We start from the raw sequence: 26962 nt of genomic DNA, 5'->3' as shown, positions 1-26962 counted from the left end.
CATTCTCTCGTACACATGCCTCAACAGACGGTGTGCCCCTGTACGAGGGTGATCCACCCTCGTACAGGGGCACAGGACGGGAACGGGGACGGTCAGGTCGCCTCGCGCCGGGACAGCGCACCGCGCGAGCGGGTCACGAGGGCGGCGAGCAGGGCGGCGCCCAGCGGGACGGCGACGAGCAGGCCGGCCAGGGTCTCCCACGGGACGACGATCGGCAGGTCGGGCAGCGGGGAATCACCGCTCCAGCCCTGGGCCAGGTTCTGCTCGTGGAACCGGATCTGCTCGCGCTCCTCGGTCAGCCGCAGGCCGACCGCGGGCAGGATTCCCGCCGCGGAGCCGAGGACCACGCCCATCGCGGCGACCACTCCGCACTGGAACCCGCTGAGCGTGCGGCGGACCCGGGGAGGGGCGCCCACGGCGGCGAGCGTCTTCAGATCGGCCTCGGCGTCGGCCTGGGCGAGCCCGGTGGCGATGCCGGCGGCGCCGATGGTGACCAGGCCCGCGAAGATGGCCAGCGACAGCAGGATGATGCCGTTCTTGTTGACGAAGCCCTCCTCCAGGTGGAGTTCCACCTCGCTGCCGAGCTTGGCGATCTCGCCGTCGAGCTTCTGGCGCTGTTCGCCGTCCGGGAGCCGGTCGGTGCTGACGTACAGGCCCAGCGGCAGGGTGGAGAGGCCGGCGGCCTTGGCGGTGGCCGGGGTCATCAGGGCCTGGACCCCGTAGGACTTCTCGGCGCCGGGCACCAGGTAGGCGGGGACGGAGGTGACCTCGCCGGGTGCGGGAAGGTTCTTCTCGGACGCCTTGTCGGCCGCGGCGAGGTCGGTGACCTGCTTGATCGCGATGGTGCCGTCCTTGCCGACCAGGGCCCGGTTGAAGGCGACGATCCTGCCGTCGGCGAGGGCCTTCACGGTCGCGGGGTCGTCGATGCCGAGGACCTGGAGCAGCTTGGCGTCGCCGACGACCAGGCCGGAGTCGGTGATGTACATCCCGCTGCTCGCGGAGTCCTTGCACCGCCAGTCGTCGGTGAGCATCTTCCGCCGCTGATCGGGCGTGTACCGCTCGGAGGCGTCGCCGCCGCCCGGGATCGTGGCGTACAGCGGGCACTCGTTCGCCGCGGGGACGACGACCTCGTAGCGGCCGCAGCCCCGTTCGCTGCCCCAGGGGTTGCAGCCGGGCTTGCCGACCGAGACGCGCTCGACGTCGGCGCGGACGTCGACCGGAAAGGCGCGCTGGACGGCCTCGCGGACGGCGGGGACGTCCCGGCCCCCCTCGTCGGTGACGAACGCGGAGGCGACGCCGTACGGCAGCTTGGCCTCGTACGCGGCCCGGTTCTCGGCCTCGTTGCTGGCCATGTACGTGGAGACGGCGACCGTGCCCGCGACGGCGGCGAGGACGGCGGCGACGGCGGGGGCCGTGCGGCCCCGGTTGCGGACGGCGTCGCGCAGCGCGAGCCGCGGCGAGAGCGGCAGCCAGCGGCCGGTCCGCCCGAAGAGGCCGACCAGGGCCGGGGTCATGGCGACGACGCCCAGCTCGGCGAGGGCGGAGCCGCCCGCGACGATCACGAACTGCTGGCTGACGATCGAGCCGAAGAGGGCGATCGCGCCGCCGATGAGCAGGGCCGCGAGGCCGATCAGGGGCAGCACGCGGCTGCTGCGGCGGATTCCGCGCCGACCGGTGAGCGAGGCGAGCACGGTCTGCCGGGAGGCGGTGATCGCGGGGACGATCGCGGCGAGCAGGCCGGTGAGGACCGCGACCGCCGCGATGCCGAGCAGTTCGAGGGGCCGGACGTGGAAGGCGCCGAACCGCTGGCCCATGGCGTCTTCCAGGACCGGCTGCAGCACCAGCGTCAGGAGCAGGGCGAGGACGGTGCCGGTGACGGCGGCCGCGACGCCGATGACCAGACCGCCGCTCAGGACGATGGCCCGGATGTGGCTGCGGGCACCGCCGTTGGCCCCGACCAGACCGAGCTGGCGGCGCGAGCGCCGGGCGCCGACGGCGAAGGCGGGACCGGCGAGGAGGCAGACCTCCAGCATCGCCAGGCCGACGACGGTGCCGAGGGCCGCGAGTTCGGCCGCCTGGGCCGCGGTGCTGGTCTCGTAGACCTGCCAGCCGTCCTTCTGGTACATCGGCACCTCGGACTTGGCCGGCGGGTCGAGCAGCACGGCGCGGGAGGTGACGGTCACGCCCTTGGTGTTGACCTGCTGGACGTCGTTCCACGTGAAACCGCCGGCCTTGCCCACCAGGTATGAGAGGGAGGGCGCGGACGCGCTCAGACCGGACTTCTCGACGGCCTTCGCGTACGGCGCGAGGAAGGCTCCCGGCAGGGCGTTGATCTGATCGGTGGCGAGGGAGTCGGGAAGTTCGTAGGCGCCGACGATCCGATAGGTGCGATCGAAGTTGCGGGCGGAAAGGGTCGAACCCACGGACAGACCGCTGGCCTCCAGGAAGTGCGAGGTCGCCATGACCTCGTCGCCCTTCTCCGGGTAACGCCCCTCCAGGAGCGGCATGATGCCGCGCGCCATCGGATCGGCCGCCTTCAGCTCACGCACCTCGGTCATGAGCAGACCGTGGGTCGTCGTCAGCTTGGCCGAACCGGTCCCGTCCGTGAGGACGGTGGAGCCCGCCGGTATCGCCCGGGTGACATCGGCGGGCCCGCTGGGCCACGGCTCGTTCTTGTAGTCCTTGGCCGGGGTGCTCATCTCGCCGGACGGGTCCTGGAGCACCGGGACCCCGCCGTACTGGGGGTCGTGGAAGCGGGCGTCGGCCGCGCCGATCATCCGGTCCGCCTTCTCGGCGGCGGAGAGCTCGGAGTTCCGGATGGTCAGGTCGAGGGCGCTGACGCCCAGGATGGGCAGCGCGATCATCGCGAGGACGAGGGCGCTGCGGCCCTTGGAGCGCCAGGCGTCGCGCCGGGCGATGCGGATCGCGGCCCGCCAGGAGTGGAACCAGGTCTTCACGCTTCGGCCACCTGGCCCGACAGCAGGGAGTCGGCGTCGCTGCGCACGGTCTGGTCGACGATGGCGCCGTCCCGGAGGAACACGACGCGGTCGGCCCAGGCCGCGAACCGCGGCTCGTGGGTGACGAGGACGCCGGCGGCGCCCGCGTCGCAGCGGGAGCGCAGCAGGGCGAGCACGGACTCACCGGTCTCGGAGTCGAGGGCGCCGGTGGGCTCGTCGGCGAGGACGAGCCGGCGGTCGCCGACCAGGGCGCGGGCGATGGCGACGCGCTGCTGCTGGCCGCCGGACATCTCGTCGGGGAAGCGCTCGGCGAGGTGGCCGAGCCCCATCTCCTCCAGGGCGGCCAGGGCCTCGACGCGCGCCTTGCGCGCGGAGACCCCGTCCAGCTCGCGCGGGAGGGCGACGTTCTCGGCGGCGGTGAGCGCCGGGATGAGGTTGTAGTCCTGGAAGACGTAGCCGATGCTCCGGCGGCGCAGGGCCGCGAGCTGCTTCACGCCGGCGGTGGTGATGTCGGTGTCCTCGACGATCACCCGGCCGGAGCTGGGGGTGTCGAGGCCGCCCGCGATGGTGAGCAGGGTGGACTTGCCGGAGCCGGACGGGCCCATGACGGCGACGAGTTCGCCCGGGTAGACGGCGAGGTCGATTCCGCGCAGTGCGTGCACCTCGGTGGCGCCCGCGCCGTGGACGCGAGTCAGGTTCTGGAGTTGCAGCACGGGCTGCTGTGTGGACATCGAGGGGTCCCCCCTTGGGACGTGCGCGGCGTCGGCCGGGCACGGGGTGTGCGGTGGAAGGTGGTGGGTCGGCGGTACGGACGGGGCGCGAGCGTGCGGTCAGCGCGCCCGGGGCGTACCGGCGTGGGTCGTGCTCGCAGTGGTCGAGGCGGGTGGGGCGGCCGGTCCGGCGGGAGCGCCGGGGAGGGCCGCTTCGGTGGGGCTGTCGGCGGCGGGACCGGCGTCGGCGTGACCGGTGCCGTGACCGGAGTCGGCGGCCGCGGCGGCCGTCGTCGACAGGCGGATCAGCCGGGCCTCGCAGTGGTCGAGCCAGCGGGCCTCGGCCTCCGTCTGGAAGATCAGCTGCTCCAGGACGAGCAGCCAGGCCACGTCGTCCCGTTCCCGGGCCCCGCCGCGTTCGACGGCGGCGAGGGCCTGCGCCTTGAGCCGGGTGTAGTCCTGCATCGCCTTCACGGTGTGCCGGCGCTGGGACTGGATGACGTCACGGATGTCGACGGAGGGTGCGCCCACGGCCATGGCGAGCTTGATGGCCAGCTCGTCACGGGCGGGGCTGGTGCGGTCCACGGGCTTCTCGAACCAGGTCCTGAGCTCGGTGCGCCCGTCGTCGGTGATCGCGTAGAGCGCGTGGCCCGCCGCGTCCTCGCCGCTCTGGGCGACCATGCCGTCGCGCTCCAGACGGTTCAGGGTCGTGTAGACCTGACCGACGTTGAGCGGCCAGGTGGCACCCGTGCGGGACTCGAACTCCGTGCGGAGCTGAGAGCCGTAGCGAGGGCCGCGTTCGAGGAGGGCGAGGAGCCCGTGGCGGATCGACATACTCAGTATGTATACCGGGTATGCCGTCGCGGACAACCGTCCTGAGGGGGAAGCGGGGTGTCCGTCGCAAGGGGGACGCGACGTGCCCCGGGCCCTCAGCGGCGGCGCATCCGAAGGCCGAGGAAGCCGATCCCGAGCCCCATCAACGCCAGCCCCGCGCCCAGCGTGAGGACGGGAATCCGCTGGTCGCCGAGGGTGGGGGAGGCTTCGGGCGCCATGCGGGCCCCGGTGGCGGGCAGGCTCGCCTGCGCCGCCTCGGGCACGAATGCCTCCTCCTCACGTACCCCCGCGCCCTCCTCCTCCACGGCGTCGGGCAGGTCCTCGTCTGTAGCGGTTTCGGTACGAGAGGGGCCCGGGGAGGGGGCCGTGGCGCTCTCCCCGGCGGTCTCGGAGCGACCGGGGCGCGGACGCCCCTCCCCGGCCGGGCGGCCCGCCAGGGAGGCGGAGCCGCTGGGGGCGGGGGCGTCGGTCGGGCCGGTGTCCGGCGCGGCCGCGGGGCTCGGGGCGCTGCCGGTGCCGCCGCCCGTGCCGGTCGGCGCGGGGGCCGGGTGCCCGGGCCTCCCGGGCCTCCCGGGCCACGGGCGCCAGGGCGCGGCGGTGCCGCCGCCGGTGGCCGAGGGAGTGGCGGACGGCGTGGTGGAGGAGGGGGACGCGGTGGGCGCCGCCGGGGTGGTGGCGGTCGCGTCGGTCGTCGGTGCCGTGGTGCCCGCCGAGAAGCCCGACCGGTCCGTGGTGCCCGCCGAGAAGCCCGGCCGGTCCGTGGCGTAGGCGAGGGGCGCGGCGCAGACGACGCACGCCCCGACGAACACGCAGGTGAGAGCGGAGCCGAAGGCTCGCGCCCGAGCCCTGCGGAGTGCTGGAGTCACCGGGTGACCCCCTCCCGTGCCGAGCCGCGGTGGTTGTCGACTCAGCGTCACATGCCGGGAGGATTCCGGCATCCGGGCGGGCGCGGGGGGAGTACCGCGTACGCCCGGGGCGGCGTACGCGGCGGGGCGGCCGGGCTACTGCGGCGGGTTGCCCGTCGAGATCTTCAGGGTGAACTCGGCGTCCTTGTCGGTGATGTCCTCACCGGCCGGCGGGTACTGCTCCAGGACCGTGCCCTCGCCGTAGGTCGACTCGTCCACCGGGGTCTGGGTCGTGATCTTCCAGCCCGCCGCCTGCACGCAGTCCTTCACCGACTGGATGTTCTTGTAGGTGAAGTTGGGGACCTCGAACTTCTCCGGGTCCTCGCTCGACTCCGAGGGCTGCGTGCACTTCTTGGTGTCGATGGTCTTGGTCAGGTCCGGGCCCTTGTGGCCGGGGGCCGCGCTCTGGCTCGTCCCGGTCTGCGTGCCGCCGGTGCCGCCCGCGTCGGCGCCCGGGTCCTCGTCGTCGAGGTTGAGCGCCACCAGCAGGCCGCCGACGGCCAGCAGGGCGACGACGACCGCGCCGACCAGCACCGGGGTGTTGCGGCGCGAGCCGCCGCCGGAGGGAGCGGACGTCGGAGCGTACGGCGCGGGGGACGGGCCGGTGGAGTACGGCGCCGGCGTCGGGGCCGAGGCGTACGGCGCGGGCGTGGGGGCCGAGGCGTACGGGGCCGGCGTCGGGGCCTGCTGCGGGTACCCGTACGACGGGCCGGGCGCCGGGGTCGCGTGACCGTACGGGCCGGGCTGCGGCGTCGGCGCCATGTACGGCTGCTGCACCCCGTGCTGGGCGGGCGGCGGGGTCTGGCCGACGGGCGGGAAGACCGCCGAACCGACGCCGGCGCCGCTGCTGACCGGACCGCCCTGGACGATCATCGGGGCACCGGTCTGGCCGGCCGACAGCACCCGCAGGCACTCGTCGCGCATCGCCGCGGCGCTCGGGAACCGCTCGTTCGGGTTCTTCCGCAGCGCGCGGGCGACGAGCGCGTCCATCGCCGGGGTCACCGCCCGGTTGACCGTGGACGGGGCGACCGGCTCCTCCTGCACGTGCGCGTAGGCGATGGCGAGGGGGGAGTCGGCGTCGAAGGGCAGGCGGCCCGTCAGCAGCTGGAAGAGCATGATGCCGACCGAATAAAGGTCGGAGCGGGCGTCCACCGCGCGCCCGAGGGCCTGCTCGGGGGAGAGGTACTGCGGGGTGCCGACGACCATGCCGGTCTGCGTCATGGAGGTGACGCCGGACTGCATGGCCCGCGCGATGCCGAAGTCCATGACCTTGACCACGCCGCGCTTGGTCTGCATGACGTTGCCGGGCTTGATGTCACGGTGGACCAGGCCCATCTCGTGGCTTACCTCCAGGGCGGCCAGCACGTCGGCCGTCACCTTGAGCGCCTTGTCGGCCGGCATCGCACCGTACTGCCGGACGTCGGAGGCCAGGACCGAGCCGAGCGGCTGCCCCTCCACGTACTCCATGACGATGTACGGCATGACGGCGCCGTCGAGGGTGTCCTCGCCGGTGTCGAAGACCGAGACGATGTTGGTGTGCGACAGCTTCGCGACGGCCTGCGCCTCGCGGCGGAACCGCTCGCGGAACGACTGTTCCCGGCCGAGTTCGGTGTGCAGGGTCTTGATGGCGACCTGCCGGTCCAGTGCGCTGTCGTAGGCCAGGTACACGGACGCCATGCCGCCCTCGCCGAGAAGATCGCGCAGCTGGTACCGGCCGCCCGCGACCGAACCGCCCGCGTAGCGGCCCTGTGCGCCGTCCTGGCTCATCTGTGCTTCCCCCTACGCGCGCGTGGCGGCGTTGATCCGGAATTTCTCGGCCAAGTCTGCCCGAGGGCACTGTCACGTCAAGCCGGGTGCCCGTTCCGTGACCCTCCGCACAGGAAGGTCCCCGGCCGCCTTTCCGCGGCGGCCGGGGAATGTCCTCGAATTTGCACAGGTGTACGGGTGCGGGGTTGGATGGCCGGTCCATCTCGGACCGTGATGTCGCACGGAGCCTGTAGCGTGACGACTGGACACGGCACGACAGACGACGGCGAGGACTGATGGCACCCGAATCCGGAGCAGGCGGAGGTGTGCCGGACGCGGCAGCGGAGTCCTGGGGCGTCGGCGGTGTCGTCGGCGACGGTCGCTACCGTCTGACGCACCGTCTGGGCCGCGGCGGCATGGCGGAGGTCTTCGCCGCGGAGGACGTACGGCTCGGCCGCACGGTCGCGGTGAAGCTGCTGCGCGCCGATCTCGCCGAGGACCCCGTCTCCAAGGCCCGCTTCACCCGCGAGGCACAGTCGGTCGCCGGCCTCAACCACCACGCCATCGTGGCCGTGTACGACTCCGGCGAGGACCTGGTGTCCGGCCGGCCCGTGCCGTACATCGTCATGGAGCTGGTCGAGGGCCGCACCATCCGCGACCTGCTGCTCAGCGCCGAGGCGCCCGGGCCCGAGCAGGCCCTCATCATCGTCTCCGGCGTCCTGGAGGCGCTGGCCTACTCGCACCAGCACGGCATCGTGCACCGTGACATCAAGCCGGCGAACGTCATCATCACGCACACCGGTGCCGTGAAGGTCATGGACTTCGGCATCGCCCGCGCCCTGCACGGCGCGCAGTCGACGATGACCCAGACCGGCATGGTCATGGGCACCCCCCAGTACCTCTCCCCCGAGCAGGCGCTCGGCAAGGCCGTCGACCACCGCTCCGACCTGTACGCGACGGGCTGCCTGCTCTACGAACTCCTCGCGCTGCGCCCGCCCTTCACCGGCGAGACGCCGCTCTCCGTGGTCTACCAGCACGTGCAGGACGCGCCCGTCCCGCCGTCCGAGGTCACGCACGGGGTGCCGCCGGAGCTCGACGGCCTGGTGATGCGCTCGCTCGCGAAGGACCCGGACGACCGGTTCCAGAGCGCCGAGGAGATGCGCGGCCTGATCCAGTACGGCCTGCAGATGCTCCACCAGCAGGGCGGCCACACCGGCACCTGGAACACGGGCCCGGTCGACGTGCACGACGGCGGCCGCACCCCGGCCGGCGGCATGGCCGCGACGGCCATGATGGGCCACCCGATGCACGGCGAGACCGCGCAGGGCCCGATCCTCCCGCCGATGAACCCCGACGACGGCGGCTACGGCGGCTACGACGGCGGCACGGGCGGCACCGGGGGCTACGGCCAGGACGGCGCCTACGGCCCGCAGGGCAACGGCAACGGAGGCCGCGGCAAGCTGTGGCTCTTCATCGCGCTCGCGCTGATCGCGGTCGTCGCCGGCGTCGTGTACGCGGTCGACAAGGCGGGCGGCAAGGGCGGGGACGTGAAGACCCCGACGACCGTCTCCAACTCGCCGTCGACGGCCTCCGAGGAGCCCACGCCGTCGGAGGAGCCCTCCGACGAGCAGAGCCAGGACGGTTCGTCGACCGACGGCTCCTCGCAGCAGCCGTGGACGCAGCCGCCCACGACGGAGCCCACGTGGGAGCAGTCGCAGACGAACGAGCCGACGGACACGCCCACGACCGTACCGCCGAAGACGATCACGCCCACGGGCACGCCGTCGAAGACCACCGAGCCGCCGACCGACCCCACCACCGACCCGGGGACCGACCCCACGGACGACTCGGGCGGCGGCGGCAACCCCGGCACCCCGCCGACCGGCGGGGGCGCCACGGGCTGACGCCGCCCGTCCGGCGGGGCCCGCCTCAGCCGGCGAACGCGTCGCGGACCGCCTCGTACTCACGGGTCCACCAGACCGCCAGGGCCGACACCGCGGGAAACTGCGGGTCGGCCCTCCGGTCGTGCAGCTGGTAGCGCCAGCGCAGCGTCCAGAAGTCGTTCAGCCGCTCCCACCAGACCCGGTGCGCCGCCGCCGCCATCTCGCCGCCGCAGGCTCCCGTCGCCCGGCGGTACGCCCGCGCGTACGCCCGCACCTTCTCCAGGGCCAGCTCGCCCCCCGGGCGTACGAAGAAGATCGCGGCGGCCCTGACGGCCTCCTCGGCCCGGGGGCGGACCCCGAGCCGGTCCCAGTCGACGATCGCGGCGGGCTCGGCGCCCTGGTAGAGCAGGTTCAGCGGGTGGAAGTCGCCGTGCACCCAGCCCGCGGCGGCGGCGGGCGGCGGCCTGCGATGGGCGTGCTGGGCGAGCAGTCGGCGCCGCTCCCTGAGCCGGTGCTCGGCGAGCGCGTCGAAGCTGTCGCGGGGGCGGTGCGCCTGGACGAGGCGGATCAGCTCGTCGATGGCGAGGAAGGTGTCCGGAAGGTCGGCGCTGGCGCGGCCGCCGTCGTCGGCGCAGGGGCCGCCGTCCGGTCCGGAGGGCTCCATCACCCGGTCGAGGGCGGTGTGGACCTGTCCGAGCAGGGTGCCGAGCCGGCGCGAGCAGCCCGCGCTGAGCTGGGCCCCGTCGCGGTGGCGGCCCTCGATCCAGGGGTGCAGGGCGTAGCAGTGGCCGTCCACGACGGAGACCGTCCGGCCGGCGGCGTCGGCGAGGGGCGGGGCGACGGGCAGTCCGAGGGCGTAGAGCCGCTGGGTGGCGCGGTGCTGCCGGGCGATGGTGGCGCGGTCGGCGGTGGGCGCGTCCAGGTGCTGTTTCAGGAAGTACGTGCCTCGGGTGGTGGTGAGCCGGAAACCCCGGTTGAGCAGGCCCTCGGTCACGGGCCGGCAGGAGAGTGGCTCTCCGGCATGCCGGTGACGGCGCAGCAGGGCGCCGACGGGCGGGGCTCCGGAGGGGCGGGGCGGCCGGCCGCGGGATAAGGCGCCGACGGGCCGGGAAGCGGGTTCAGATGAGCGCGGCACCGACCAAATGTTAGATCACGCTACGTGGTGGAGATGTCGCCTTACGGAAGCACCACCGGGGAGGGTGGTCGGCGTCTCGCTCGCGTAGTCGAGGGCGTGCACGGTCACGAACTGCGGTTCGATCCGCATGTAGACCGGGTCGAAGGGTTCGCCGTCCACGAACTCCGGCTCGGTCCCGAAGGCCGTGAGCTCCCCGTCGGTCGGCTCGACGATCTCGGCGGTGCCGGTGAACTGCACGGACCAGAGGTGCTCCGAGCCGGAGTCGAAGTTGTCCGCGCCGTACGCGACGACACTGCCGTTGCAGGCGCGGTGGTAGCCGAGCCCCCGGTGCAGCCTGAGCAGCACGCGGTCGTCGGCCACGATGTGCCGGGCGGGGGCGACGAACGGCATCGCCCGCATGCTCGTCGCCACCCGGCCGTAGGACACGCGGCGGAGGAGCTCGATGGCGCGGATCTCGTCGGTGGACATGGTTCCACTCTCCGCCACCGGAACCCTGCCGGAAAAGGGGCCCCTGCCCCGGTTTCGCGGGGACGTTGGTCCCGAAGACGACCGGGGCGGGCCGGAGACCCGGCGGGTCAGTGGCGTTCGGCCTGGAGCCGGGCCACGTACGCCGCGGCCTGGGAACGCCGCTCCATGCCCAGCTTGGACAGCAGGCTGGAGACGTAGTTCTTGATGGTCTTCTCCGCGAGGTGGAGACGCTCGCCGATGACCCGGTTGGTCAGGCCCTCGCCGATCAGGTCCAGGATCTTGCGCTCCTGCTCCGTCAGGTTGGCGAGCTTGTCGTCACCCTTCGGGTTGTTGCCGTCGCGCAGCCGCTCCAGGACGCGGGCGGTGGCGACGGGGTCGAGCAGCGACTTGCCGGCCGCCACGTCCCGTACGGCGTTCAGCAGCTCGTTGCCCCGGATGGCCTTGAGCACGTATCCCGAGGCCCCGGCCATGATCGCGTCGAAGAGCGCCTCGTCGTCGGCGTACGAGGTGAGCATCAGGCACTTGACCGACTCGTCGTGCGAGCGGATCTCGCGGCAGACCTCGACCCCGCTGCCGTCGGGCAGCCGGACGTCGAGCACCGCCACGTCGGGGCGGGTCGCGGGGATCCTGACCAGCGCGTCCGTCGCCGTGCCGGCCTCGCCGACCACCTCGATGTCGTCCTCCACGGAGAGCAGCTCGTGGACGCCGCGCCGGACGACTTCGTGGTCGTCCAGCAGAAATACCCGGATTTTTCCATCTTCGCGCACGGAGCCAGTCTCACATATTGGCTCTTCCCGCGCCCGGGGTGCGCGGGATAACGTGCCCGTTGTTCCGGCGTCCCCTCAAGCCGTTGCCGACGCGCTGACCAGCCGCTGTTCCCCCTTTTCTCGATTTACTTGGAAATCCAAGCAAAATCGCAGGTCAAGTGGGGTTTCGCGGGAATGCTGCGCTGTGGGTAACGTGCCTATGGCAGGGGCGCTCGCCGGGGCACCTGTCACGCCCGACCCCGGCCGCGTCGCACCCACCCCGTGCGAAGGGTACGGATAAGGCGGAGAGCCGCACTGGCCTTACCGGCGAACCCGGGGGCCGGACCGACGGAGGAGCACGCACGTGACCGTGGAGAGCACTGCCGCGCGCAAGACGACGCGACGCAGCAGCGGCACCAAGCGCACCGCTAGCGCGAGCACCAGCACCACCAAGAAGACGAGCACGCGCGCCGATGCGGACGCTGTGGAGCCCGAGCTCGTCCAGCTGCTGACGCCCGAGGGAGAGCGCGTCCAGCACCCCGATTACGACATCGACCTGAGCGCCGAGGAGCTGCGCGGCCTCTACCGCGACATGGTCCTCACCCGTCGCTTCGACGCCGAGGCCACCTCCCTCCAGCGCCAGGGCGAGCTGGGCCTGTGGGCCTCGCTGCTCGGCCAGGAGGCCGCCCAGATCGGCTCCGGCCGTGCCCTGCGGGACGACGACTACGTCTTCCCGACCTACCGCGAGCACGGCGTCGCCTGGGTTCGCGGAGTCGACCCCACGAACCTGCTCGGAATGTTCCGTGGCGTGAACCACGGTGGCTGGGATCCGAGCAGCAACAATTTCCACCTGTACACGATCGTGCTCGGCTCGCAGACGCTGCACGCCACGGGTTATGCCATGGGCATCGCCAAGGACGGCGCGGATTCCGCGGTGCTCGCGTACTTCGGCGACGGCGCCTCCAGCCAGGGCGACGTGAACGAGTCGTTCGTGTTCTCCGCGGTCTACAACGCCCCGGTCGTGTTCTTCTGCCAGAACAACCAGTGGGCCATTTCCGAGCCCATCGAGAAGCAGACCCGCGTCCCGCTCTACCAGCGTGCCCGCGGCTTCGGCTTCCCCGGCGTCCGCGTCGACGGCAACGACGTCCTGGCCTGTCTGGCCGTGACCCGGTCGGCGCTGGAGCGCGCCCGCCGCGGCGAGGGCCCGACCCTCATCGAGGCGTTCACGTACCGGATGGCGGCCCACACCACCTCCGACGACCCGACCCGCTACCGCCGCGACGCGGAGCGCGAGGAGTGGGAGGCGAAGGACCCGATCCAGCGCCTCAAGGTGTACATGGAGAACGAGGGCCACGCCGACGCGGCCTTCTTCGAGGAGCTGGAGGCGGAGAGCGAGGCCCTCGGCAAGCAGGTCCGCGAGGTCGTGCGCGCCATGCCCGTCCCGGAGCACATGGCGATCTTCGACAACGTGTACGCGGACGGGCACGCGCTCGTCGACGAGGAGCGCGCGCAGTTCGCCGCCTACGAGGCGTCCTTCGCGAACGGAGAGGCCGAGTAATCATGGCTGTTCAGAAGCTTCCCCTCGCGAAGGCGCTCAACGAGTCGCTGCGCAAGGCCCTGGAGACCGACCCCAAGGTCGTCATCATGGGCCTGGACGTCGGCAAGCTCGGCGGTGTCTTCCGGATCACCGACGGTCTGCAGAAGGACTTCGGCGAGGACCGCGTCGTCGACACCCCGCTCGCCGAGTCCGGCATCGTCGGCACCGCGATCGGCCTCGCCCTGCGCGGCTACCGGCCGGTCGTGGAGATCCAGTTCGACGGCTTCGTCTTCCCGGCGTACGACCAGATCGTCACCCAGCTGGCGAAGATCCGCGCCCGCTCGCTCGGCACCGTGAAGATGCCCGTCGTCATCCGCATCCCGTACGGCGGCGGCATCGGCGCGGTCGAGCACCACTCCGAGTCCCCCGAGTCGCTCTTCGCGCACGTCGCGGGCCTCAAGGTCGTCACCCCGGCCAACTCCTCCGACGCCTACTGGATGCTCCAGCAGGCGATCCAGAGCGACGACCCGGTCATCTTCTTCGAGCCCAAGCGCCGCTACTGGGACAAGGGCGAGGTCGACACCGAGGCCATCCCCGGCGAGCTGCACAAGGCCCGGGTCGCCCGTGAGGGCACCGACCTCACCCTCGTGGCCTACGGCCCGATGGTGAAGACCTGCCTGGAGGTGGCCGAGGCCGCCGCCGAGGAGGGCAAGTCGCTGGAGGTCGTGGACCTCCGCTCGATCTCCCCGCTGGACTTCGACACCATCCAGGCATCGGTCGAGAAGACCCGCCGCCTGGTCGTCGTCCACGAGGCGCCGGTGTTCTTCGGCTCCGGCGCGGAGATCGCCGCCCGGATCACCGAGCGCTGCTTCTACCACCTGGAGGCCCCCGTCCTGCGGGTCGGCGGCTACCACGCGCCGTATCCGCCGGCGCGCCTGGAGGAGGAGTACCTGCCGGGTCTCGATCGCGTGCTCGACGCCGTCGACCGCTCGCTGGCGTACTGAGGAGAGCACCGTGACGATCCGCGAATTCAAGATGCCCGACGTGGGCGAGGGCCTCACCGAGGCCGAGATCCTCAAGTGGTACGTGCAGCCGGGTGACACCGTCACCGACGGCCAGGTCGTGTGCGAGGTCGAGACGGCCAAGGCCGCCGTCGAGCTGCCGATCCCGTTCGACGGCACGGTCCACGAGCTGCTGTTCCCCGAGGGGACCACGGTCGACGTCGGCCAGGTCATCATCTCGGTGAACGTCGGCGGCGGCGCCGCGCCCGTGGCCGAGACCCCGGTGGCCGAGGCGGCTCCGGCCGTGGCGGCCCCCGCCGCCCCGGTGGCCGAGGACGACGAGCCGAAGGGCCGCCAGCCGGTCCTCGTCGGCTACGGCGTGACGGCCAGCTCCACCAAGCGCCGGGCCCGCAAGGCGGTGCCGGAGACGGTGGGCGCGTCCGCCACCGTGCCCGCGCCCGCTGCCCCCGCCCCGGTCGCGGTCTCCGTGCCGGAACAGCTCAACGGGCACGCGCTGGCCGGCGACCGCCCGCTGGCCAAGCCGCCGGTCCGCAAGCTCGCGAAGGACCTCGGCGTCGACCTGGCGACGGTCACCCCGACCGGCCCGGACGGCATCATCACCCGTGAGGACGTCCACGCGGCGGCTGCTCCGGCGCCCGCGCCGGTCGTCGAGGCACCGGCACCCGTGGCGGCCCCCGCCCCGGTCGCCGCGCCCACGGCGACCCCGGTGGTGTCGTCCGACGCCCGGGAGACCCGTGTGCCCATCAAGGGCGTACGGAAGGCCACGGCGGCGGCGATGGTCGGATCGGCCTTCACCGCACCGCACGTGACCGAGTTCGTGACCTTCGACATCACGCGCACGATGAAGCTGGTCGAGGAGCTCAAGTCCGACAAGGACATGGCGGGCCTGCGGGTCAACCCGCTCCTCCTGATCGCCAAGGCCGTGCTCGTCGCGGCCAAGCGCAACCCGGAGATCAACGCCGCCTGGGACGAGGCGGCACAGGAGATCGTCCTCAAGCACTACGTGAACCTGGGCATCGCCGCGGCCACCCCGCGCGGTCTGATCGTGCCGAACATCAAGGACGCGCACGCCCAGACCCTGCCCGAGCTCTCGAAGTCGCTGAGCGAGCTCGTCGCCACCGCCCGCGAGGGCAAGACGACGCCGGCGGCGATGCAGGGCGGCACCTTCACCATCACCAACGTCGGCGTCTTCGGCGTCGACACCGGTACGCCCATCCTGAACCCCGGCGAGTCCGCGATCCTCGCGGTCGGTGCGATCAAGCTCCAGCCGTGGGTCCACAAGGGCAAGGTGAAGCCCCGCCAGGTCACCACGCTGGCCCTCTCCTTCGACCACCGACTGGTCGACGGCGAGCTGGGCTCCAAGTTCCTGGCCGACATCGCCGCGGTCCTGGAGCAGCCGAAGCGGCTGATCACCTGGGCGTAGTAAGCGGGTTCGCCCGTTTCACGTGAAACATCCGGCCCCGTCCACGATGTGGACGGGGCCGTTTGTTGCACCTCTGTTGTATCTATGCTGTGCGCATGCCATCCGCCCCAGCCCCGGCGCCCACGAAGCAGCCCCCCGCGGCCGACCGCGTCTACATGCACGTCAAGCAGGCCGTACTCGACCGGCGCTACGAGGGAGGCACCCTCCTCACCGAGGGCGAACTCGCCGAGGCCGTCGGAGTCTCCCGGACCCCCGTCCGCGAGGCGCTGCTCAAGCTGGAGATGGAAGGGCTGCTCAAGCTCTACCCGAAGAAGGGCGCGCTCGTCCTCGCCGTCTCCGCCCAGGAGATCGCCGACGTCGTCGAGACCCGCCTCCTCGTCGAGGAGTTCGCCGTCCGCCGGGCCGTGCCCGCCCCGGCCTCGCTGATCACCCGCCTCGAAGAGCTCCTGGAGGAGCAGAAGCGGCGCGCCCTGGCCGGCGACCTCGCCGAGGTCGCCGTCACCGACCGCTGCTTCCACGCCGAGATCGTCCGCCACGCCGGCAACCAGATCCTCTCCCGGCTCTACGACCAGCTCCGCGACCGCCAACTCCGCATGGGCGTCGCCGTGATGCAGTCCCAGCCCGACCGCGTCGCCAAGAACATCACCGAACACGCCGAGATCCTGGACCGGATCCGCGCCGGCGACGTCGAGGGCGCCGCCCACTGCGTCCGCCAGCACCTCAGCTGGGTCAAGGTCCTGGTCCGGGGTGAGGACCGGTGAACCGCTCCTACGGCTCCGCGGTCACCCTCCCCGGCGATCCCCCCGGCGGCCGCCGGGCCGCGCTCGTCTGGGGCGTCGGCGTCGCCGTCTACTTCGTCGCCGTCATCTTCCGCACGTCCCTCGGCGTCGCCGGCCTCGACGCCGCCGAACGCTTCGACGTCAACGCCTCCGCGCTCTCCACCTTCTCCATACTCCAGCTGCTGGTCTACGCCGGCATGCAGATACCCGTCGGCCTCATGGTCGACCGGCTCGGCACCAAGAAGGTCCTCACCCTCGGCGTCGTCCTCTTCACCGTCGGCCAGCTCGGCTTCGCACTCTCCCCCTCGTACGGCACCGCGCTCGCCTCCCGCGCCCTCCTCGGCTGCGGCGACGCCATGACCTTCATCAGCGTCCTGCGGCTCGGCAGCCGCTGGTTCCCCGCCCGCCGCGGCCCCCTCATCGGCCAGGTCGCCGCCCTCTTCGGCATGGCCGGCAACCTCGTCTCCACCGTCTTCATCGCCCGCGCCCTGCACGGCCTCGGCTGGACCACCACCTTCGTCGGCAGCTCCCTGGCCGGCGTCGTCGTCCTCGTCCTGCTGCTGCTCCTGCTCAAGGACCACCCCGAGGGCTACGAGCCCGAACCCGCCACCCACGCCGGAGCCGCCTTCGTCCGCCGGCAGATCGCCGCCTCATGGCGAGAACCCGGCACCCGGCTCGGCATGTGGGTGCACTTCACCACCCAGTTCCCCGCCATGGTCTTCCTGCTGCTCTGGGGCCTGCCCTACCTTGTCGAGGCCCAGGGCCTGTCCCGCTCCACGGCCGGCGGACTGCTCACCCTCGTGGTGCTCTCCAACATGGTCATCGGCCTCGCGTACGGGCAGATCATCGCCCGCCACCACACGGCCCGCGCGCCGCTCGCCCTCGGCACCGTCGCGGCCACCGCCCTGCTGTGGGGCACCACCCTCGCCTACCCCGGCGACCACGCGCCGATGTGGCTGCTCGTCACCCTCTGCCTGGTCCTCGGCGCCTGCGGACCCGCCTCGATGATCGGCTTCGACTTCGCCCGCCCGGCCAACCCGCCGGAGCGTCAGGGCACCGCCTCCGGCATCGTCAACATGGGTGGTTTCGTGGCCTCGATGACGACCCTGCTCGCCGTCGGCGTGCTGCTCGACGCGACCGGCGGCGACTACCGGATCGCGTTCTCGTCGGTCTTCGTCCTGGAAGCCGTCGGCGTCGTGCAGATCCTGCGGCTCAAGTCACGCACCCACCGCAGGGAACGCGAACGGCTCGTCGCCAGCCGCGTGGAGGCCGTCCACGTACCCGCGTAGCGCCCCTACCGGGGCGTCACCGCGAAGTTGTCCAGGATCGCCCGCGCCAGGTCCGCGTCGCCCTCCGTCTTGACCCGGTCGGCGACGTCGGACGGCCGGACCCGGCCGCACGCCAGCCGCACGAACGTTTCCCAGTCCGTCGCCAGCGTCACCGCGGGACCCAGGGAAGGCGCGCCGTCGACCGAACCCCGGCCCTGCGCGTCCACCCGCACGGTCCGCAGGAACTCCACCGGACCGCTCACGTCCAGCACCACCGCCGACGACGACGGCGCCCCCGCGTCCTTCGCGACCATGTCGGGCAGCGCCTCCAGGAGCACGTCCCGGGCGACGAGAGCGCCGGCCGAGTCCAGGTTGCCCGGGACCCCCAGGGCCGCCCGCAGGTCCTGCTCGTGCACCCACACGTCGAAGGCACGCGTCCGGTAGGCCAGTTCCAGCGACTGCTCGGCGCCCAGCGGGGCACGGATCAGGTGCTCGGGGGAGCGGTTCTCGTTGCGCAGCTGCCGCGCACGACGGATGAGGATGTACTCCAGCTCCGAGGTCATCTCCGGGGCGGTGTGGTGCCGCCGCACATCGACCTGGACTTCCATGTAGCGGGCGAAGTCACTGCGTACGTGGTACAGATCCCGGGGCAGCGAATGGATCGGACGCGGGTCGCCCAGCATCTCGGTCTCCATGCCGATGACATGGGAGACGATGTCCCGCACCGACCAGCCGGGGCAGGGTGTTGGCCGGTTCCATTCGCCCTCCACGAGCGGCTGCACCAGCTCGGCTATCGCCTCGATGGAGTGCGTCCAGGCATCGGAGTAGTTCTGGAGGCTGGGATGGACGGTCACGGGACCCCTCGGCGGTTCTTCGGTGCGCGGGCTGAAAACACGACTGGGTGGGAGGCTCGGACGCTAAGTTACGCTGCCCGAAGGCACCCCGGCAGTGCTTTCGTGTGACGATCGTAGGCCGGTGTTGACGGCTCGAATGCCAGGACGGTGGTAGTGTGCGCGCCTCGCTGATCCAGATCGCGGTAGACCCGGACGAACCGGTCGACGCCCGGCGGGCCCGAGTGGCCCGGCTCGTACGAGAGGAATCCGGCCGCGCCGACCTCGTCGTCCTGCCGGAACTCTGGCCCATGGGGGCCTTCGCCTACGAGCAGTTCGCCGCCGAGTCCGAACCGCTGAACGGCCCCACCCACCGGGCGATGGCCGCCGCCGCCCGCGACGCCGGAGTCTGGCTGCACGCCGGCTCCTTCGTCGAAGCCGAGGGCGGTGCGCTCTACAACACCTCGCTCGTCCTCTCCCCCGACGGCGAACTCGTCGCCTCCTACCGGAAGATCCACCGCTTCGGCTTCGACAAGGGCGAGGCCGTCATGATGGCCGCCGGCGAGGACCTCGTCACCGTCGACCTGCCGCACCTCACCCTCGGCGTCGGCACCTGCTACGACCTGCGCTTCCCCGAACTCTTCCGCGGCCTCGTCGACGCCGGTGCCCAGGCGTTCGTCGTCCCCGCCGGCTGGCCCGCACGCCGCCGCGCCCACTGGTCGCTCCTCGCCCGCGCCCGGGCGGTCGAGAACCAGGCGTACGTCCTCGCCTGCGGCACCGCCGGCACCCACGCCGGCGTCGAGCAGGCCGGGCACTCCCTCGTCGTCGACCCCTGGGGCGAGACCCTCGCCGAGGCCGGCCCCGACGAGGAGACCCTCCGCGTCGTCCTCGACCCCGCCAAGGTGACCGCCACCCGCGAGCAGTTCCCCGCCCTCAAGGACCGCGTCCTGGGCCTCGCGACACCGCCGGCCCGCCGCGGCTGAACCCGTCCGTCGCAGGACACCCGGTGAACGACCGGGACAGGCCCCCCGGACGGTCAGTACTGGGACTCGGTCCAGAAATGGGTCACGCGGGACAGCCCGGCCCTCACGGCGCCCAGCCGCGTCAGGGCCGAGCGGTCCACGCCGGCGAAGATCAGCGCGAGGGCCAGGTCCCCGCCCTCGGCCCGCCCTTCGACGCGCACGGAGAGCCTGCGCCCCTTGCCGCGCCCGGTCTCGCGGACGGCGATCGCGACCCCCGGGTCCTCGTCGTCCGCGGCGCGGCCCAGCACGTATCCGCGCTTGTCGAGGGCCGAGAGCCGGTAGCGGTCGCCCGCGTACCGCATCCCCAGCGCGCGCTGCTCCAGCGTGGCGCCGAAACGGTTCCGCGTCACGTACACCATCCGGTCGCCGACCCGCAGCGTCGACCGGTTCAGCCCCGGCAGCCGCATCCCCTCGACGTGCGCCCCCCGAGCCTCGAACGAGGCCGTCGGGAGCTGCCCGCCGCGCACCTCCGAGACCAGGGACTCGGGCGACGTACGGGGAAGGGGACAGGTCAGCGTGATCTCGCCGAACTCCGGCGAGACCCCCCTCCACCCGGCCCGGTAGTCGTGCCGGTGCCCCTCCTTCCACGCGAGGAGGTCGAACGGCGTGACGTGCGTGTGCATCTCCAGCTCCTGCGAACCGATCGGCCGGGGTGGGACCTGTGCGGTGGACCAGCCTCTCCCACGACCCGGTCCACCGACAACTCCCCGCGTGACGACCCGTGGACGGGCCCGGAGCCGACGCCCCCCCCGTCGACCCCCTAGTCCTCCCGCTCCGCCATCCGGATCACGCACACCGCCACCGCGACGAGCAGCGAGGCGTCCGCGTCCTCCCGGAGCACGTTCACCGCGTACGTCTCCCGGACGTGGAACCACCGCCGCGAGATGTGCGCCAGCAGCTCCCCGTCGTACTCGACGGTGAACTCCCGGTCGAGGATCCGCCCGCTGACGTCCAGTTCGGTCCCCTCCACCAGCGTCACCCGGTAGTGGTTCCGCAGCAGCGACAGCCTCTTGCGCCGGACCGTCGCCAGGGGCCGCTCGTCCCGCTCGATCGTCATCGCGTCCCGCAGGCTGAACATCTTCTGCCGCAGGGTCACGAGGACCTGCCCGTCCGGATCCTTCAGCTCCAGCGTGTCCCGCAGCCGCATCGCCTTCCCGTCGACGAGAAACGCGTGCCGCCCCTCCTCGTCCTCGATCCAGTAGTCGTCACCGATCGAGAAGATCCTGTCCCGTACGAGATATTTCATACCCCTATGCCTGCCCCACGATCCCCCCTCCTCACACGCCGCCGCCCACCCGTCACCGGCCGGCGCCGCCGTACGCGTGTGATCCGGCGTTCACGGTCGGATGGCAAGCTTGAAGCATGAACGATGCCTCTTCGGCGCCCACCCCCGCGCCCCGCCGTGCCCGTGTCCGTGCCCCCGAGCTGATCGGCAGGGGCGGCTGGCTGAACACGGGCGGAGACGACCTGTCCCTCGCCGACCTGCGGGGAAAGATCGTCCTTCTCGACTTCTGGACCTTCTGCTGTGTGAACTGCCTGCACGTGCTCGACGAACTGCGGGATCTGGAGGAGAAGCACCGGGACACGCTGGTGATCGTGGGGGTGCACTCGCCGAAGTTCGTGCATGAGGCGGAGCATCAGGCGGTCGTGGACGCGGTGGAGCGGTACGAGGTGCACCACCCGGTCCTGGACGACCCGGAGCTCGCGACGTGGAAGCAGTACGCGGTGCGGGCGTGGCCGACGCTGGTGGTGATCGACCCGGAGGGGTACGTGGTCGCGCAGCACGCGGGCGAGGGGCACGCCAACGCGATCAGGACGCTGGTGGAGGAGCTGGAGGCCGAGCACGAGGCGAAGGGGACGCTGCGGCGGGGGGACGGGCCCTACGTGGCGCCGGAGCCGGTCGCGACCGACCTGCGGTTCCCGGGCAAGGCCGTGGTGCTGGGCAACGGCAACCTCCTGGTCTCCGACACGACCCGGCACCAGCTGGTCGAGATGGCGCCGGACGGCGAGACCGTGCTGCGGCGGATCGGCGAGGGGGTCTTCCGGGAGCCGCAGGGGCTGGCCCTGCTGCCCGACGGCACGGTCGTCGTCGCGGACACCGTGAACCACGCCCTGCGCACGTACGACCCGGAGACCGGGGCGATCGAGCTGGTCGCGGGCACCGGGAAGCAGTGGTGGCAGGGGTCGCCCACGTCCGGGCCCGCCCTGGAGGTGGACCTGTCGTCGCCGTGGGACGTGGCGTGGTGGCAGGGGAAGGTGTGGATCGCGATGGCGGGCGTCCACCAGCTGTGGACGTACGACCCGGAGACCCGGACGGTGGCGGTCGCGGCGGGCACCACCAACGAGGGGCTCGTGGACGGCCCCGCCGCCGAGGCGTGGTTCGCGCAGCCCTCCGGGCTCGCCGCGACGGAGGACCGGCTGTGGATCGCCGACTCCGAGACGAGCGCGGTGCGCTGGATCGACACGGAGGGCGTGGTGCACACCGCCGTCGGCACCGGCCTGTTCGACTTCGGGCACCGCGACGGCGACGCCGCCCAGGCGCTCCTCCAGCACCCGCTGGGCGTGACGGCGCTGCCGGACGGGTCGGTCGCGGTCAGCGACACCTACAACCACGCCCTGCGCCGCTACGACCCCGCCACGGGCGAGGTCACGACGCTCGCCACCGACCTGCGCGAGCCGAGCGGCGCGGTGCTCGTCGACGGCGACATCGTGGTCGTCGAGTCCGCCCGGCACCGGCTGACCCGGCTGCGGCTGCCCGAGGAGGCCGTCCGGGTGGACGCGGTGGCGCACCGCACCCGCCGCGAGGCCACCGAGGTCGCCCCGGGCCGGCTGCGCCTGGACGTCGTCTTCCAGGCGCCCACGGGCCAGAAGCTCGACGAGCGCTACGGCCCCTCGACCCGGCTGCTGGTCTCCTCGACCCCGCCGGAGCTGCTGCTCGCGGGCGAGGGCACGGGCACGGACCTGTTCCGTGAGCTCGATCTGAACCCGGAGCTGACGGAGGGCGTGCTGCACGTCTCGGCGATGGCGGCGTCCTGCGACGACGACCCGGCCAACGAGTACCCGGCCTGCCACGTCCACCAGCAGGACTGGGGCGTCCCGGTGAAGGTCACGGCGGAGGGCGTCGCCCGGCTGCCGCTGATCCTGGCGGGCATGGACGGCTGAGGCCGCGCGGCACGCGTCAGGGGCGAGCTAGCGCACGATCCCCTGGTTCCTGGACGGGCGCCCCGCGGCGCCGTCCAGGCAGCCGGCGACCCAGGCCGCCGGGTCGTGCGCGGCGCGGGCGCCGCCGAGGCCCTGGCGTTCCATGAGGGCGCACTCGCCGGAGAGCAGGGCCCTGGTGCGCGAGCCGTCCACGTCGAAGCCGCGGATGCGCGCGGCCTGCACGTAGCCGCCTTCGTAGGCGATGTCGGTGCCCCACGGGGGGCGGTCGGCGTAGTGGTCGACGAGCCCCCAGGCCACCGCCGCGGCGAGGAGCGCGGCGGCGGTGGCGAGCGGGGCGAACTTCCGTGCGGGCGGGCCCTCGTGACGGTGCATGGAGCGAGGCTGTCAGGGGAGGGCTTTCGCCGATGTTTCGCGGGCGGACCCGCGGGCGGTCAGCCCTCCAGGAAGGCGACCAGGGCGTTGGCGAGGAGGTAGGGGTCCTCGGCGCCGCAGAGTTCACGGGCGCTGTGCATGGACAGGCAGGCGACGCCGATGTCGACGGTCCTGATGCCGTGGCGGGCGGCGGTGATGGGGCCGATCGTGGTGCCGCACGGCATGTCGTTGTGCGAGACGAAGGACTGCCACGGCACGCCGGCCTTCTCGCAGGCGGCGGCGAAGACGGCCCGGCCGGCGCCGTCGGTGGCGTAGCGCTGGTTGACGTTGACCTTGAGGATCGGGCCGCCGTTGGGGCGCGGGTGGTGCGTCGGGTCGTGGCGCTCGGCGTAGTTGGGGTGGACGGCGTGGCCGACGTCGGAGGAGAGGCAGATCGAGCCGGCGAGGGCGCGTGCGCGGTCCTCGTAGGCGCCGCCGCGGGCGTAGACGGAGCGCTCCAGGACGTTGCCGAGGAGCGGGCCCTGGGCGCCGGTGTCGGCCTCGGAGCCGTTCTCCTCGTGGTCGAAGGCGGCGAGGACGGGGATGTAGGGGAGGTCCTCGCGGCCGGCGACGGCGGCGAGCGCGGCGACGGCGGCGTGCACCGAGATCAGGTTGTCCATGCGGGGTCCGGCGACGAGTTCGCGGTCGCGGCCCAGGTAGGCGGGGGCCTCGATGGCGCTGACCATGAGGTCCCAGCCGGTCACGTCCTCGGCGTCGAGGCCGGCCTCCTCGGCGACGAAGGCGATGAGGTCGCCCTCGTGGACGTCGCCGAGTCCCCAGATGGGCTGCATGTGGCGCTGGCGCTCCAGCTTCATGCCGTCGTTGACCCCGCGGTCCAGGTGGACGGCGAGCTGCGGGACGCGCAGCAGGGGCCGGTCGATGTTCACGAGCTTCTGGGAGCCGTCGCGCAGGGTGAGGCGTCCGGCGAGGCCGAGGTCGCGGTCGAGCCAGCTGTTGAGCAGCGGGCCGCCGTAGATCTCGACGGCGACCTGGCGCCAGCCCTGGGTGCCCATGTCGGGCTGGGGCTTGACGCGGAGGTTCGGGGAGTCGGTGTGGGCGCCGACGATCCGGAACGGGGTGTGCGGAGCGGCGCCCTCCGGCACGAACCACGCGATGATCGCGCCGCCGCGGATCACGTACTTCCCGCCGGTCGTCCCGTCCCAGGACGCGGTCTCCTCGACGCGCCGGAAGCCGGCCTTCTCCAGCCGCTCGGCGGCCGTGGCGACCGCGTGGTACGGCGTCGGCGAGGCGGCGAGGAAGGCCATCAGGTCGTCGGTGTGGCCGCGGTCGAAGGGGCCGGCGGTGGGACGGGAAGCTGCGCTGCTCATGGGTTCACCTTACGCACGGCCCGGATAGCGACGTCGGGGCCCCGGAAATGGAACGGCCGGGCGGGCCGACCCGCTGACCGGGAAAGAGAGTACGGCCCGCCCCCCTCCCCGGGGACGGGCCGTACCGGAAGGACCAGGTGCGTCGCTTAGAACGCGGCCTCGTCCAGGTCCATCACCGAGCCGTCGACGGCCTCGGCCAGAGCGCGCTCGGCGGAGACGCCGGGCAGGACGTTGGCGGCGAAGAACTTCGCGGCCGCGATCTTGCCCTGGTAGAAGGCGACGTCCTTGCCCGTGGCGCCGGCGGCCAGCTTCTCGGCGGCGACGGACGCGCCCTTGAGGAGCAGGTAGCCGACGACGACGTCGCCGGAGGCGAGCAGCAGGCGGGTGGTGTTCAGGCCGACCTTGTAGATGTTCCTGACGTCCTCGCCGGTGGCGGTGAGGTCGGTGATCATCGTGCCGACGATGGCCTCCAGGTCGACGGCCGCCTTGGCGAGCGCGTCGCGGGCGCCGGCCAGGTCCTCGCCGCCGGTGCCGACCGCGAGGAACTTCTTGATCTCCTCGGACAGCGCGTTCAGGGAGGCGCCCTGGTCGCGGACGATCTTCCGGAAGAAGAAGTCCTGGCCCTGGATGGCGGTGGTGCCCTCGTAGAGGGTGTCGATCTTGGCGTCGCGGATGTACTGCTCGATCGGGTACTCCTGCAGGAAGCCGGAGCCGCCGAAGGTCTGGAGCGACTGCGCGAGCTGCTCGTAGCCCTTCTCGGAGCCGTAGCCCTTGACGATCGGGAGCAGCAGGTCGTTCAGGCCGTGGAGCGCCTTGACGTCCTCGCCGGCCGCTTCCTTGATCGCGATCTCGTCCTGCACGGAGGCCGTGTAGAGCACGAGGGAGCGCATGCCCTCGGCGTACGCCTTCTGCGTCATGAGCGAGCGGCGGACGTCGGGGTGGTGCGTGATGGTGACCTTGGGCGCGGCCTTGTCCATGAAGTTGGCCAGGTCGGTGCCCTGGACGCGCTCCTTGGCGTACTCCAGGGCGTTGAGGTAGCCCGTGGAGAGGGTGGAGATCGCCTTCGTGCCGACCATCATGCGGGCGAACTCGATGATGAGGAACATCTGGCGGATGCCCTCGTGCTTGTCGCCGATGAGCCAGCCCTTGGCGGGGTGGCGGTCGCCGAAGGTCATCTCGCACGTGTTGGACGCCTTGAGGCCCATCTTGTGCTCGACGTTGGTGGCGTAGACGCCGTTGCGCTCGCCCAGCTCGCCGGTCTCCCAGTCGAACTCGTACTTGGGGACGAGGAAGAGGGAGAGGCCCTTGGTGCCGGGGCCGGCACCCTCGGGGCGGGCGAGGACGTAGTGGAGGATGTTCTCCTCCATGTCGTGCTCACCGGAGGTGATGAAGCGCTTCACGCCCTCGATGTGCCAGGAGCCGTCCTCCTGCTGGACGGCCTTGGTGCGGCCGGCGCCGACGTCCGAGCCGGCGTCGGGCTCGGTGAGGACCATGGTGGAGCCCCAGCGCTTCTCGACCGCGATCTGGGCGATCTTCTTCTGGGCGTCGTTGCCCTCGTTGTAGAGGACGCCGGCGAAGGCCGGGCCGGAGGAGTACATCCAGATGGCCGGGTTCGAGCCGAGGAGCAGCTCGGCGTAGGCCCAGACGAGGGAGCGCGGGGAGACGGTGCCGCCGATGCCCTCGGGGATGCCGAGGCGCCAGTACTCGGAGTCCATGAACGCCTTGTAGGACTTCTTGAAGGAGGCCGGTACCGGGGCGGTGTTGGTCTCGGGGTCGAAGACCGGCGGGTTGCGGTCGGCGTCGGCGAAGGACTCCGCGAGCTCGTTCTCGGCGAGGCGGCGGATCTCGTCGAGGATGCTCTTGGCGGTCTCGACGTCCATCTCCTCGAACGGACCGGTGCCGTACACCTTGTCGCGGCCGAGCACCTCGAAGAGGTTGAACTCGATGTCGCGGAGATTCGACTTGTAGTGCCCCATGGCGACGGCTCCGTAAGGCTCGGGGAGGCAGGTTCCTCGTACACGTACCAGCGAGTAGCAACACGCTCTCTCCGATGATGCTACCCACCGGTAATAAGAAGCAACCCCTATCCGGCCATCTGTGACGTCCGCGACGTCGATCCGGCCCATCAGGCGGAGGTCGCGGCCCGGCTCGATAGGCTTGGCCCCATGTACGGCTACGAGCAGAATCCGGGTGCCCAGCAGCAGTACGCACCGCCGCCGCAGGGGCAGTACGCGCCGCAGGGCGGCATGCAGGCCGGCATGCCGGGCGGCGGGTACGGGCAGCAGCAGGCGCCGCTCTATCCGGAGCCGTCGCCGCCCTCGCTCGCCGACGCCGTACGGGCTTTCACCACCGGCACGCTCGCGCCGGAGGACTTCCAGCAGATCTTCGCCACCTCCAAGGTCTACTGCCCGCGCGGCGACAACCCGGGCTTCCTGGCCCTGCACAACACCCAGCAGCCGGTGATCCCGATGTTCACCTCGCTCAAGGAGCTGCGGCGGTACGCGGGCAAGGAGTCGAAGTACTTCGTCATCACCGGGGCCGAGGTGATCGACCTGCTGCCGACCGGCTACGGCTTCGTCCTCGACATGGAGGGCGACCACCGCATGGTCTTCGACGCGAAGGCCGTGGAGCAGATGGTCGACTTCGCGATGCGGCGGATGTACGGCTGACGGAGGCTGGACGGGCGTCGGGCCGATGCCGGGTCGATGTCGGGCGGGGGCGGGGGGGGGCCCGGGGGGGGGGGGGGGCCCCCCCCCGGGGGGGGGGGGGGGGGGCGAAAGTGGGTGGGGGTCGGGG

General features: G+C 72.2%; 23 protein-coding genes. 9 read left to right on the top strand and 14 right to left on the bottom strand.

Annotated elements, in window-relative coordinates:
* Positions 1–92: 92 nt before the first annotated feature.
* The 5 genes from AB0424_RS07595 to AB0424_RS07575 all read right to left on the bottom strand — a co-directional run bounded on the left by AB0424_RS07595 (position 93) and on the right by AB0424_RS07575 (position 7173).
* Positions 93–2957: an ABC transporter permease gene (locus AB0424_RS07595; RefSeq protein ID WP_366302925.1), complete on the bottom strand. Its 2865-nt coding sequence runs from the start codon at positions 2955–2957 to the stop codon at positions 93–95.
* Positions 2954–3688, bottom strand: a complete 735-nt coding sequence (locus AB0424_RS07590; RefSeq protein WP_366302923.1) for an ABC transporter ATP-binding protein — start codon at positions 3686–3688, stop codon at positions 2954–2956. Before AB0424_RS07590 ends, AB0424_RS07595 begins: the two co-directional genes overlap by 4 nt.
* Positions 3689–3787: 99 nt before the next feature.
* Complete coding sequence (locus AB0424_RS07585) at positions 3788–4501, bottom strand: PadR family transcriptional regulator (RefSeq protein WP_366302922.1); 714 nt, start codon at positions 4499–4501, stop codon at positions 3788–3790.
* Positions 4502–4596: 95 nt separating this feature from the next.
* A complete protein-coding gene (locus AB0424_RS07580; protein WP_366302920.1) occupies positions 4597–5367 on the bottom strand; it encodes a hypothetical protein in 771 nt (256 codons plus the stop codon).
* 135 nt (positions 5368–5502) lie between these two features.
* Positions 5503–7173, bottom strand: a complete 1671-nt coding sequence (locus AB0424_RS07575; protein WP_366302918.1) for a protein kinase — start codon at positions 7171–7173, stop codon at positions 5503–5505.
* Between the two features lie 275 nt (positions 7174–7448).
* On the opposite strand from AB0424_RS07575, the gene AB0424_RS07570 reads away from it, so the two are divergent.
* Positions 7449–9056: a protein kinase gene (locus AB0424_RS07570; RefSeq protein WP_366302916.1), complete on the top strand. Its 1608-nt coding sequence runs from the start codon at positions 7449–7451 to the stop codon at positions 9054–9056.
* 25 nt (positions 9057–9081) lie between these two features.
* Here AB0424_RS07570 and AB0424_RS07565 read toward each other — a convergent pair whose 3' ends face one another.
* From AB0424_RS07565 to AB0424_RS07555, 3 genes are all read right to left on the bottom strand, one after another.
* A complete protein-coding gene (locus tag AB0424_RS07565; protein ID WP_366303368.1) occupies positions 9082–10077 on the bottom strand; it encodes a phosphotransferase in 996 nt (331 codons plus the stop codon).
* A 108-nt stretch (positions 10078–10185) separates the two neighbouring features.
* Positions 10186–10638: a pyridoxamine 5'-phosphate oxidase family protein gene (locus AB0424_RS07560; protein ID WP_366302914.1), complete on the bottom strand. Its 453-nt coding sequence runs from the start codon at positions 10636–10638 to the stop codon at positions 10186–10188.
* A gap of 107 nt (positions 10639–10745) precedes the next feature.
* A complete protein-coding gene (locus AB0424_RS07555; protein ID WP_366302912.1) occupies positions 10746–11405 on the bottom strand; it encodes a response regulator transcription factor in 660 nt (219 codons plus the stop codon).
* A 343-nt stretch (positions 11406–11748) separates the two neighbouring features.
* Here AB0424_RS07555 and pdhA point away from each other — a divergent pair, with 343 nt between their 5' ends.
* The 5 genes from pdhA (at position 11749) to AB0424_RS07530 (ending at position 17434) form a co-directional block, all read left to right on the top strand.
* Positions 11749–12942 (top strand): pyruvate dehydrogenase (acetyl-transferring) E1 component subunit alpha, encoded by a 1194-nt coding sequence (gene pdhA, locus AB0424_RS07550; protein ID WP_366302910.1) that lies wholly within the window; start codon positions 11749–11751, stop codon positions 12940–12942.
* A 2-nt stretch (positions 12943–12944) separates the two neighbouring features.
* Complete coding sequence (locus AB0424_RS07545; protein WP_366302908.1) at positions 12945–13925, top strand: alpha-ketoacid dehydrogenase subunit beta; 981 nt, start codon at positions 12945–12947, stop codon at positions 13923–13925.
* A 31-nt stretch (positions 13926–13956) separates the two neighbouring features.
* Positions 13957–15366 carry a dihydrolipoamide acetyltransferase family protein gene (locus AB0424_RS07540; RefSeq protein ID WP_366303366.1) on the top strand — a complete coding sequence of 470 codons (1410 nt, stop codon included), beginning with the start codon at positions 13957–13959 and terminating at the stop codon, positions 15364–15366.
* A gap of 95 nt (positions 15367–15461) precedes the next feature.
* Positions 15462–16127, top strand: a complete 666-nt coding sequence (locus AB0424_RS07535; RefSeq protein WP_366302906.1) for a GntR family transcriptional regulator — start codon at positions 15462–15464, stop codon at positions 16125–16127.
* Entirely contained in the window at positions 16124–17434 is a 1311-nt protein-coding gene (locus AB0424_RS07530) for an MFS transporter (protein ID WP_366302904.1), read from the top strand. Before AB0424_RS07535 ends, AB0424_RS07530 begins: the two co-directional genes overlap by 4 nt.
* A gap of 5 nt (positions 17435–17439) precedes the next feature.
* Here AB0424_RS07530 and AB0424_RS07525 read toward each other — a convergent pair whose 3' ends face one another.
* Positions 17440–18267: a maleylpyruvate isomerase family mycothiol-dependent enzyme gene (locus AB0424_RS07525; RefSeq protein ID WP_366302902.1), complete on the bottom strand. Its 828-nt coding sequence runs from the start codon at positions 18265–18267 to the stop codon at positions 17440–17442.
* A gap of 155 nt (positions 18268–18422) precedes the next feature.
* Here AB0424_RS07525 and AB0424_RS07520 point away from each other — a divergent pair, with 155 nt between their 5' ends.
* Complete coding sequence (locus AB0424_RS07520) at positions 18423–19226, top strand: carbon-nitrogen family hydrolase (protein ID WP_366302900.1); 804 nt, start codon at positions 18423–18425, stop codon at positions 19224–19226.
* Between the two features lie 53 nt (positions 19227–19279).
* Here AB0424_RS07520 and AB0424_RS07515 read toward each other — a convergent pair whose 3' ends face one another.
* The gene (locus tag AB0424_RS07515; protein WP_366302899.1) at positions 19280–19888 is read right to left on the bottom strand and encodes a hypothetical protein; all 609 of its coding nucleotides are present in this window, start codon (positions 19886–19888) and stop codon (positions 19280–19282) included.
* Positions 19889–20025: 137 nt separating this feature from the next.
* On the bottom strand, positions 20026–20511 hold the full coding sequence (locus AB0424_RS07510) for an LURP-one-related family protein (RefSeq protein ID WP_366302897.1): 486 nt from the start codon (positions 20509–20511) through the stop codon (positions 20026–20028).
* A 116-nt stretch (positions 20512–20627) separates the two neighbouring features.
* On the opposite strand from AB0424_RS07510, the gene AB0424_RS07505 reads away from it, so the two are divergent.
* On the top strand, positions 20628–22427 hold the full coding sequence (locus AB0424_RS07505) for an NHL domain-containing thioredoxin family protein (RefSeq protein WP_366302895.1): 1800 nt from the start codon (positions 20628–20630) through the stop codon (positions 22425–22427).
* A gap of 27 nt (positions 22428–22454) precedes the next feature.
* Here the strand turns inward: AB0424_RS07505 and AB0424_RS07500 are convergent, their stop codons facing one another.
* The 3 genes from AB0424_RS07500 to AB0424_RS07490 form a co-directional block, all read right to left on the bottom strand.
* Positions 22455–22799: a hypothetical protein gene (locus tag AB0424_RS07500; protein ID WP_366302893.1), complete on the bottom strand. Its 345-nt coding sequence runs from the start codon at positions 22797–22799 to the stop codon at positions 22455–22457.
* A 59-nt stretch (positions 22800–22858) separates the two neighbouring features.
* Positions 22859–24166 (bottom strand): M18 family aminopeptidase, encoded by a 1308-nt coding sequence (locus AB0424_RS07495; protein WP_366302891.1) that lies wholly within the window; start codon positions 24164–24166, stop codon positions 22859–22861.
* 146 nt (positions 24167–24312) lie between these two features.
* Positions 24313–26142: an acyl-CoA dehydrogenase gene (locus tag AB0424_RS07490; RefSeq protein WP_366302889.1), complete on the bottom strand. Its 1830-nt coding sequence runs from the start codon at positions 26140–26142 to the stop codon at positions 24313–24315.
* Between the two features lie 189 nt (positions 26143–26331).
* On the opposite strand from AB0424_RS07490, the gene AB0424_RS07485 reads away from it, so the two are divergent.
* Complete coding sequence (locus AB0424_RS07485; protein WP_017240309.1) at positions 26332–26835, top strand: SseB family protein; 504 nt, start codon at positions 26332–26334, stop codon at positions 26833–26835.
* Positions 26836–26962: the final 127 nt, after the last annotated feature.

This window comes from Streptomyces sp. NPDC051180 (genome assembly GCF_040689545.1).
Classification (GTDB): domain Bacteria; phylum Actinomycetota; class Actinomycetes; order Streptomycetales; family Streptomycetaceae; genus Streptomyces.
Note: the sequence above shows the minus strand (reverse complement) of the source record. Positions and strands in the feature narration are given on the sequence as shown.